This window comes from uncultured Gemella sp. (assembly GCF_963525875.1).
Taxonomy (GTDB): domain Bacteria; phylum Bacillota; class Bacilli; order Staphylococcales; family Gemellaceae; genus Gemella.
On record NZ_CAURMG010000051.1, the window covers coordinates 1 to 8,637 of the forward strand.

Here is an 8,637-nt window from a genome sequence, read left to right on the forward strand (position 1 = left end):
GTTTCTTAGCGTTTTTATCCCATAGTCCATTACTTCCTACGTAGTAACGTCCGTTGTCTACCCATGAGCTTGTTGCCATACGTCCATCTGTTCCTAACCAGTAGTTTCCTGCCCATTTGTTTCGTACTAATGTTCCATTTTCATAGTAATACCAGTCACTTCCTGATTTTACCCAACCTTGTTTCTTCTCTGCTGGTTTTGGCGCTTCTTGTTTCTTAGCATTTTTATCCCATAGTCCATTACTTCCTACGTAGTAACGTCCGTTGTCTACCCATGAGCTTGTTGCCATACGTCCATCTGTTCCTAACCAGTAGTTTCCTATCCAAGCATTTCTTACAACGCGCCCGTTAGAATCTAAATAGTACCATGAAGCACCACTTTGTACCCAACCTTGTTTAGCTGTGTTCGTAGTTGTAGTAGCTGGTTTTTGAGCATTTCTTACCCACTCACCGTTGCTTCCTACGTAGTAACGTCCGTTATCTACCCAAGCGTTCGTTACCATTTTTCCATCTGCTCCTAGCCAGTAATTTCCTGCCCAAGCATTTCTCGCTAGTGTTCCATTTTGGTTAAAATAGTACCATGTACTTCCACTCTTAACCCAACCTTGAGCTGCTAGAGCATCATTGCTTGCTACTGCATTTACTGCGATTGGAGTTGCTAATACTGTTAGTACTCCTAATCCTAATTTTAATCTGTTTTTTCTCATCGTTAATTTCCCTCTTAAATCATAGTTATGCACTGATAATTATATCATATTTACATACCTATAAAGATTACAAATAGGTTATTTTTTATTACATATATATTACAAAATAGTACTAAAAATTAGAACTTAATTCACAATAAAAAAAGAGTGACTCGACAAAATCGTGATTTCAGAGAAACAAGATTTTGTCGAGTCACGCCCACACAGTTTATTAGATATCTAAAAAGCTTTTATAAAGCGAATTTAGATATCATTAACCTCTGCGTCTACGAGTTTTCATATGAACTTTGTTAAATTTTAGGACTTTTTGGTCAGCCCCTTCAAAATTTCTTCTAACTTTTTATAGTCCTTAACACTATCAATCTCATATATACTGTTTGGTTCTAACTCTTCAACATAAACATCCAATTTTTTTATATTATCCTTAACCATGTTATCCCAGTATAAATTCATAAACTCATTACTAGCATAAGATTCATCTATAAAATTTACTATTTTTTCAGCAGTTTTCTTGTCCCAGAAAGAAACCCCACTAAGGATTCTTCCGGCTTTACTATCTACAATAATGTCTTGAACTTTATAATCATCTCCGTAGATTAAGAACCATTCATTCTCACAATCTTCACGATATACACTAAAGTACGTAGAACGCATGATATCTGCTCTAAACATATTATTAAATAAATAGTTATCAGCATCGATTACATAACTATCTGCCAAGAATTCTTTAACTAGGTATAACGAATAAAAGTTATTGTATTCGGCATATTTTTCATTAAACACTAACTTCACATTATACTTTTCTTTTAAATAATCGAATTGTTCATGCAAATACCCCACAACTACGATTATTTCATCTATTCCTTTTTCTTTTAGAAACTCTATCTGATACTCCACAAGCGGCTTATCTTTAACCCTTATCAAAGCCTTCGGCGTATTATCTGTCATAGGTCTAAGACGCGTTCCTAATCCTGCAGCTAAAATAATTGCTCTCATTATTATGTCGCTACTCCTCTCTCACAATAACATAAACACCTAATATAATGATAATAGATGTAATCACCAATTGTAAATTCACCTCTAAACCTACAAAAAGCATAGAGAATACTATTGTCCAAACGACATAACTCACATTAAGTCCTGTTGCCTTCGCTGGTTCTAGCTTATTGATAGCCATATAATATAAAATATAAGATATCATATTACTAACAACAAAGAATACAATAAATCCTCCAAATTTAATATCCATACTAGTCTCGATTCCTAGACCGTTGAATGATATTATTACTAAATACGCTAAAAATGATGTCACCTGACGAATCAGCAATGTTTCCAACTCATTAAGATTATTTTTCATCGCATATGAACTTAAAACACTCTCACTACCCCAAGCAATCGCGCATATTAAAGCAAACATAAATCCAAGATAAAAAGATTCAACCTGTTCACTCTTATAACTTTGGATAAAAATCCCTATAATTATTAGTGCTATCCCAATAATCGTTTTTGATGACACCTTATTCTTTAAGAATATAATCGCCAAGATAACTGACACAGCAGGATAAATAGCAGTTATCGAAGATGTTAACCCACTTCCTATATACTTAACCGCATATAAATTACATTGCATACCAATAGGTCCTGCAAGAAGTGCCCCTACAATAACACTAACACTTTTAATATTTGTAAAAATTTTGAAATTTATTTTTCTATACTTAACTAGTATAATCGCCAAAAGAACAAAAATACTAATAAAATCATGAATCACCGCAACTGCAAAAGGCGAGATATTATACAGTGAAAATATATACGCACTTATCGCAAGTCCTAAACCCCAAAACATACCAGACAAAAGTCCAGCTGAAACTCCTACTTTATTTTTCATAGCTTTCTGTATACTCCTTTAAATTCGTTAACGCTCTTAGATATCTATCTTTACCATACGTTCCAAAATCCGCTCCCTGTTCTTCTTTGTAAATCGTCCATAGACTCCAAAGAAAATCCTGAAGTATCTTATAAATCATAATCTTAGCAACACTAACCGGGGTGTCCTCACTAAAGTAATACTTAAAGAATTCTCCCTCCTCAGCCTTTCTAAAATTAGACTCTAAAAATAACGCCGCTAAATCCCACATCGGGTCATTCATCGCAGAATACTCCCAGTCTATAAGATAAACACGACCAGTCTCATCTTCGATGAAATTCTCAGGTACAAGATCAATATGACAAGACTTCTTATCGACACCAATTTCTTCTAAATGACTTTGTAAAGAAAACACCTTTTCCCTTATTTTATCATAATACGGATAAGAAATACTTCCTTCTATCAAGTCCTCATACTTTTTAATCTCATCAAAGATTCGAAACTCACCCTCAAGAACTTTTCCGGAACTATGCACCTTCCTAAGTATACTCGCCACCTCTTCTTTTTTCGCTTTTAAATAATGCGCATCAAAAGTTGTAGCATTTTCTATATATTCATTTACCTTTATCCCAGATTCAATATCAAATATATAGTTTTTAACATCTAGACCTAAGTCCTCTAGCTTCTTAAGATTCTCTTTCTCCGCTAACCTATCTATCAACTTATCAGTCCCCTTACCAAAGAACTTAACTATATATTTATTGTTAGTTGTTTCTACTAGATAATTATTATTAGTCATGCCACCTAGCTTCTCAACCTTTACTATTTCCTCTGATTCAGTAAGCAATTTCTCAATTTTACTCTTAATTAATTGTTTCAATGTAAATCCTCTTTTCTACATTACAATATTATTTATCATTATATCACAAAATGAAATAATTCACAGAAATATTCTCAATAATTTATATATATTATCAAAATAAAAAGGCTCAACGAAATTTCTGCTTGAGCCTATTTTTCTATTATGATTATATCTCCCACTTAAACACTGTCTTAAACGCAGTATTTAAATCAGTCATAAACACTCTATGTATGTCACTAATATTTCTTACAGGTTGTTCAAGCTCAATAATATTCTTAAACCTTCTTTCAAACTTCTTATTACTAAGAATCTCAATAGCTTTTTCAAAGTCAACTCTTCCCGAACGCGATGAACCTAGCAATGTTAATCCTTTCTCTAAGATATCACGCGTATTAATATTGACCTTGTACTCACTAACTCCCATTAATACTAAGCTTCCTTGTGGTCTTATATATTTAATAATATCATTTATTGCATATCCACTTCCATCTCCTCCACAACATTCGACTCCATGATCAAAACTTAAGTTTTCTGGAATATCATCAGTAACATACCTTTCTTTAGCAAAACTAAATAATTCCAACTTATCCCAGTGGCGACCTATTACGATTATTTCACAATCTGGTAAAGTGTAATTTATTATATTAGCCATAACATAAGCAAGACTACCATCTCCTATTATTGCTATTCTATCTTTTTTACTATGTGAATTTTTTAAGAACCTATCCATAGCATGCATCCCAACACTTATGAACTCTGTGATAGCTGCAACAGAATCTTCTATCTCGTCATAAGCTACAACCCTATCCTTAGTTAAAGCTACGAACTCTCTCATAAAACCATCAAAACCACTCGATAAGAAATATGTTTCAGACATATAGTTTTCATAGAATTCTTCATCACTTTGTCTTGGTGGTTGGTTAGGTATCATTACTACCTTTTGCCCTACTTTATAAGTGCCTGTAGGATCAGCAATAACTATCCCTACGCATTCATGAATAAGTGCCATAGGTAGCTTTTTAGCTAATACTTTAGGATCTCTTTTCCCTTGGTAGTATCTTTGATCTGCGTGACACAACGCCATATAGTTTGGGCGGATGATGATTTTATCACCATCATTTATGTTTTCTTCATTGTATTTTACATTAATGAACTTTGGCTTAACTAATTGATATATTTGATTTATCATATTATTCGTCCTCTAGCATACTCTTAGCTATCTTAAGGTCTGTAACTGTAGTTATTTTAATATTAGAGTACTCTCCCTTAGCTAATGACACTTTTTTCCCTTTTATAACAAATATTTTACAAGCATCAGTTAGTATTTGTTTTTCTTCTGTATCCAATGAGTTATACAGATTTAAAAAGTCTACACATTTAAAGCTCTGAGGCGTTTGACCTTGATAATAGTGTGCTCTATTAGGAATATTTGAGATGTATTCACCATTAGTACTCTCTACTATCGTATCAACTGCTTCTACTACTGTATCAACTGCATCACTTTCTTTAGCTAAGCGTATGTTGTCTTTAATAATTCTAAGAGTAATGAAAGGGCGCACTGAATCATGAGTGATAATAATATCTTCATCAGTAAGCACTTTATACTCATTGATTCTATTAATAATGTTTTCAATTGTTGTATTCCTATCAACACCTCCAGGTGTAATAATTATCCTATCAGCGAATGCTGAGACATATTTTTCTATTAAAGCTTCTGCATGAGACACCCAATCTTCATGGACACCAACCACGATTTTTTCTATTTCAGGCTCTAACAAAAACTTCTCTATTGTATGAATAAGGATTGGTTTCTTACCTAATTCTAAGAATTGTTTCGGCATATTACTTATTCCCATTCTAGTTCCTGTTCCACCAGCTAATATTCCCGCGTATATCATCTTCTTCTCCTTTAAATACTTTTTTCTCAATATATTATCTATTTTATTATATCATAGATAATCAATAAACAACAAAAATCTTCTATTAAACTTATAATTTTCAGCTAATAAACTGAAAGTATGATATAATGTTAAATAGAATTTTAGAAAGGATTTCTTTTTATGAAAAACATAAAAGTTAATGCATTAGCAAGCTTAATGGTTAATGTACTAAACATAGTTTTCCCATTAATCACTAATCCTTACTTAACTAGAATACTTAGTAAATCAAACTATAGTTATTTCAACACAGCAAACACGTGGGCTAGCTTTGTCGTCCCTATAGCTGCTTTCGGTATTTATAACTACGGAATTAGAGCAATAAGTAAAGTTAAAGATGATAAAAATAAAATTAATTACGTATTTTCAAAACTATTTTATATATCAGTAATTACTTCAATTGCCGTAACGGCTTTATATTTTATATTTATCAGTGTAGGGGAATATGAAACTGAAAATCTAAAAACATTATATTATATACTCGGTATTCAAGCACTATTTCAATTTTTAAATATTGAATGGATGAATGAAGCATATGAAAACTATACATTTATTCTTTACAAAACACTATTTATTAGAATAGCAATGCTGGTGTCAATATTTGCATTTATAAAAACTGAGGATGATATTATACCGTACGCAATCATAATGAGTGCTACTACTATCTTAAACTATCTACTAAGTTTTGTCTGGATAAAAAGAGAGGTTTCATTTGTTTGGATTGACATCAAAGACTTACTAATGTCTGCAAAAGGTCTAACTACAATGTTATTATTAGCAAACGCTAATATGCTTTATACTCTATTAGATAGAATGTTTATTACAAAAAGCCCTGATACGAACTATATTTCATATTATACTATATCATTCAATATAGTTATGCTCATCGCAAGTGTTCTTAGTGGAGCTCTAAGTGTTAGTTTACCAAGGTTGGGATATTATTTAGGAAAAAAAGATTACAATGCATACGAAAACCTAATCAACCAAGGTTCTTCTCTTTTCTTCTTCCTAATGATGCCGACTAGTATCGGAATAATGATATTAGGGACTTATGCGACTGTAATTTATTCATCTGAAAAATATCTAGAAGCAGGAATAGTAACAAGTATCTTCGCTATTAGAACTATAGTTTGGGCTATCGAGACAATTTTAGGAAAACAAATTATGTTCATCAATGACTTTGAAAGTAAATTGACTTCATTTTACTTTATCGGTGGTGGATTAAACTTAATATTAAATTCTGTGCTATACTTTTGTAATATTTTCAAACCTGAGTATTATATCGGTACAACAATATTGGCTGAAGGACTGGTTGTATTGCTAGAGATACAGTTTATTAAAAAACATAAATTAATAAACTTTGAATCAGTATTTTCACCGTTATATAAATACCTTATAGTATCACTCGGATTTATTCCAATATATTTCATAACTAAACTCGCATTTCACATTCACTCTTATGAAATCACATTAAATATGATTCTTATGGTTTGTACAGTTATATCAATCTGTGGAATTTATTACTTAGTCGCTCTAATGATATTAAAAGACTTAACAATAAATTATGCCATAGATATGGTAAAAGGGAAAATTAAAAAGAGTTAATAAGGAGTATTTATGAAACTTTTAAAAACAATAATTATAACAACACTATTATTTATGACTTTTCTACCAACATCATATGCTAAAGCTAATGATAAATTACATATTATCACTGTAGCTGAATGGTCAGATGCTATGATTCTTGAAAGCAACGGACATTACGCTATGATTGATACAGGAGAAGATTTCTCATACCCAGATGGTTCAGACCCTAGATACCCTGACAGAGAAGGAATAACAAAAGACAAAAAGAAAATCACCCAAGATAGATTATTCGCTCATATAAAACAGTTGGGAATTAAAAAATTTGATTTTATTATCATAACTCATGCACATTCAGATCATGTTGGTTCTGCACACGACGTACTAAAATCTATCCCAACAGAAAAACTATACATTAAAAAATATAGTGATGATAGAATTTCTGATAAAACAAGACTTTGGGATAATTTATACGGATACGAAAGAGCATTAAAGGCGGCAAAAGAAACTAATACTGAAATTATTCAAGATATCTCAGAAAAAGATTCACATCTAACTCTTGGAGATATTAAAATTAATTTGTTAAATTATGAAAATGAATACGAAAGTGACGGTTCTTTAAAGAAAGTATATGATGATAATTTGAATTCTATCTTGGCAATAGTAAACATTAATAATACTAGAATTTTCCTAGGTGGAGATTTAGAAAATACTGAAAGACACCTTGAAGAAAAATATGGCCCATTAATCGGTCAGGTAGATGTTATGAAATTTAATCATCATGTAGAAACAACAAAATCAAATACAAAAGAATTTGTGGATAAACTCAACCCTAAAAAGATTATTAAAACAGGTATTAGACCTGTAGAAGAAAAATATGCTGAATATCTAAAACAAAAAAATATCAGTATTATAAATGCTGGTCAACTAGACAGAGCAGCAATTTCTTTAGAGTTTAATAATGGAGGCGTAAAAGATATTTCTAATGATTATCCTCACTATGGATTTTATAATGAGAACAATACATTAAAATTTAAAAATTGGAAAAATGAAGCCCCTGAAGATGGCTGGACACAGCACAACGATAATTGGTACTATTTCTTTGATTCAGGTACTGTTGCAGTAGGCTGGAAATATCTTGATAACAAGTGGTTCTACTTTAATAATGATGGTTCTTTAAAAACAGGTATAGTTAAAGATAATAATAACGTCTACTATATAGATAAAAATAACGGAATGTTAACAGATTCTTGGAAAGAAATTGATTCAACTTCTAAATATTATTTCAAAAAAGATGGAAGAGCAGCAAAAAATGAATGGGAAAACTTCTATCATTTCGAAGCTAATGGAACTTTAAGCAAAGATAAATGGATCGGTTTCCTTCATACAAATAATGATGGACGACTTAGTCTTTCTGATTATAAAAACTATCCACTTGCAATTGTGCTAATAGCAATAATCATATATATAGGCTATAAAATAAAAAATAGAAAGCATCGTAGTTATTAAAATCACGATGCTTTTTTATTAAAAAATATTTGTTCTCTTATTTGTCTTATTGGAAAACTAAAAATCTTATGAGATAGTATCATACTCAATAATACTGCCATTAATAGAAACACTAGTTTTCCACTAACTCCATAATTAAATACATTAGAGATATTAAATACTTTATTCAAAATAT

At 31.2% G+C, this 8,637-nt stretch carries 7 protein-coding genes and 1 pseudogene; 2 read left to right on the forward strand and 6 right to left on the reverse strand.

The genetic code is table 11. The features are described 5' to 3' along the window. The 6 genes and pseudogenes from RWQ73_RS07120 to RWQ73_RS07145 form a co-directional block, all read right to left on the reverse strand. A pseudogene (locus tag RWQ73_RS07120) lies at window positions 1–706 on the reverse strand (hypothetical protein); the annotation flags it as partial. A 297-nt stretch (window positions 707–1,003) separates the two neighbouring features. Then, entirely contained in the window at window positions 1,004–1,702 is a 699-nt protein-coding gene (locus RWQ73_RS07125) for a sugar phosphate nucleotidyltransferase (RefSeq protein ID WP_314407641.1), read from the reverse strand. A 10-nt stretch (window positions 1,703–1,712) separates the two neighbouring features. Beyond that, entirely contained in the window at window positions 1,713–2,591 is an 879-nt protein-coding gene (locus tag RWQ73_RS07130) for a DMT family transporter (RefSeq protein ID WP_314407643.1), read from the reverse strand. After that, on the reverse strand, window positions 2,581–3,450 hold the full coding sequence (locus tag RWQ73_RS07135) for a choline/ethanolamine kinase family protein (protein ID WP_314407644.1): 870 nt from the start codon (window positions 3,448–3,450) through the stop codon (window positions 2,581–2,583). The genes RWQ73_RS07130 and RWQ73_RS07135 overlap by 11 nt, the downstream gene beginning before the upstream one ends. 148 nt (window positions 3,451–3,598) lie before the next feature. Continuing rightward, a complete protein-coding gene (locus RWQ73_RS07140) occupies window positions 3,599–4,621 on the reverse strand; it encodes a ribitol-5-phosphate dehydrogenase (protein WP_314407646.1) in 1,023 nt (340 codons plus the stop codon). A 1-nt stretch (window position 4,622) separates the two neighbouring features. Further along, a complete protein-coding gene (locus RWQ73_RS07145; RefSeq protein WP_314407647.1) occupies window positions 4,623–5,330 on the reverse strand; it encodes a 2-C-methyl-D-erythritol 4-phosphate cytidylyltransferase in 708 nt (235 codons plus the stop codon). Between the two features lie 162 nt (window positions 5,331–5,492). Here RWQ73_RS07145 and RWQ73_RS07150 point away from each other — a divergent pair, with 162 nt between their 5' ends. Then, the gene (locus RWQ73_RS07150; protein ID WP_314407648.1) at window positions 5,493–6,974 is read left to right on the forward strand and encodes an oligosaccharide flippase family protein; all 1,482 of its coding nucleotides are present in this window, start codon (window positions 5,493–5,495) and stop codon (window positions 6,972–6,974) included. 12 nt (window positions 6,975–6,986) lie between these two features. Then, window positions 6,987–8,462 carry an MBL fold metallo-hydrolase gene (locus RWQ73_RS07155; RefSeq protein WP_314407650.1) on the forward strand — a complete coding sequence of 492 codons (1,476 nt, stop codon included), beginning with the start codon at window positions 6,987–6,989 and terminating at the stop codon, window positions 8,460–8,462. The last annotated feature ends 175 nt before the right edge of the window (window positions 8,463–8,637 follow it).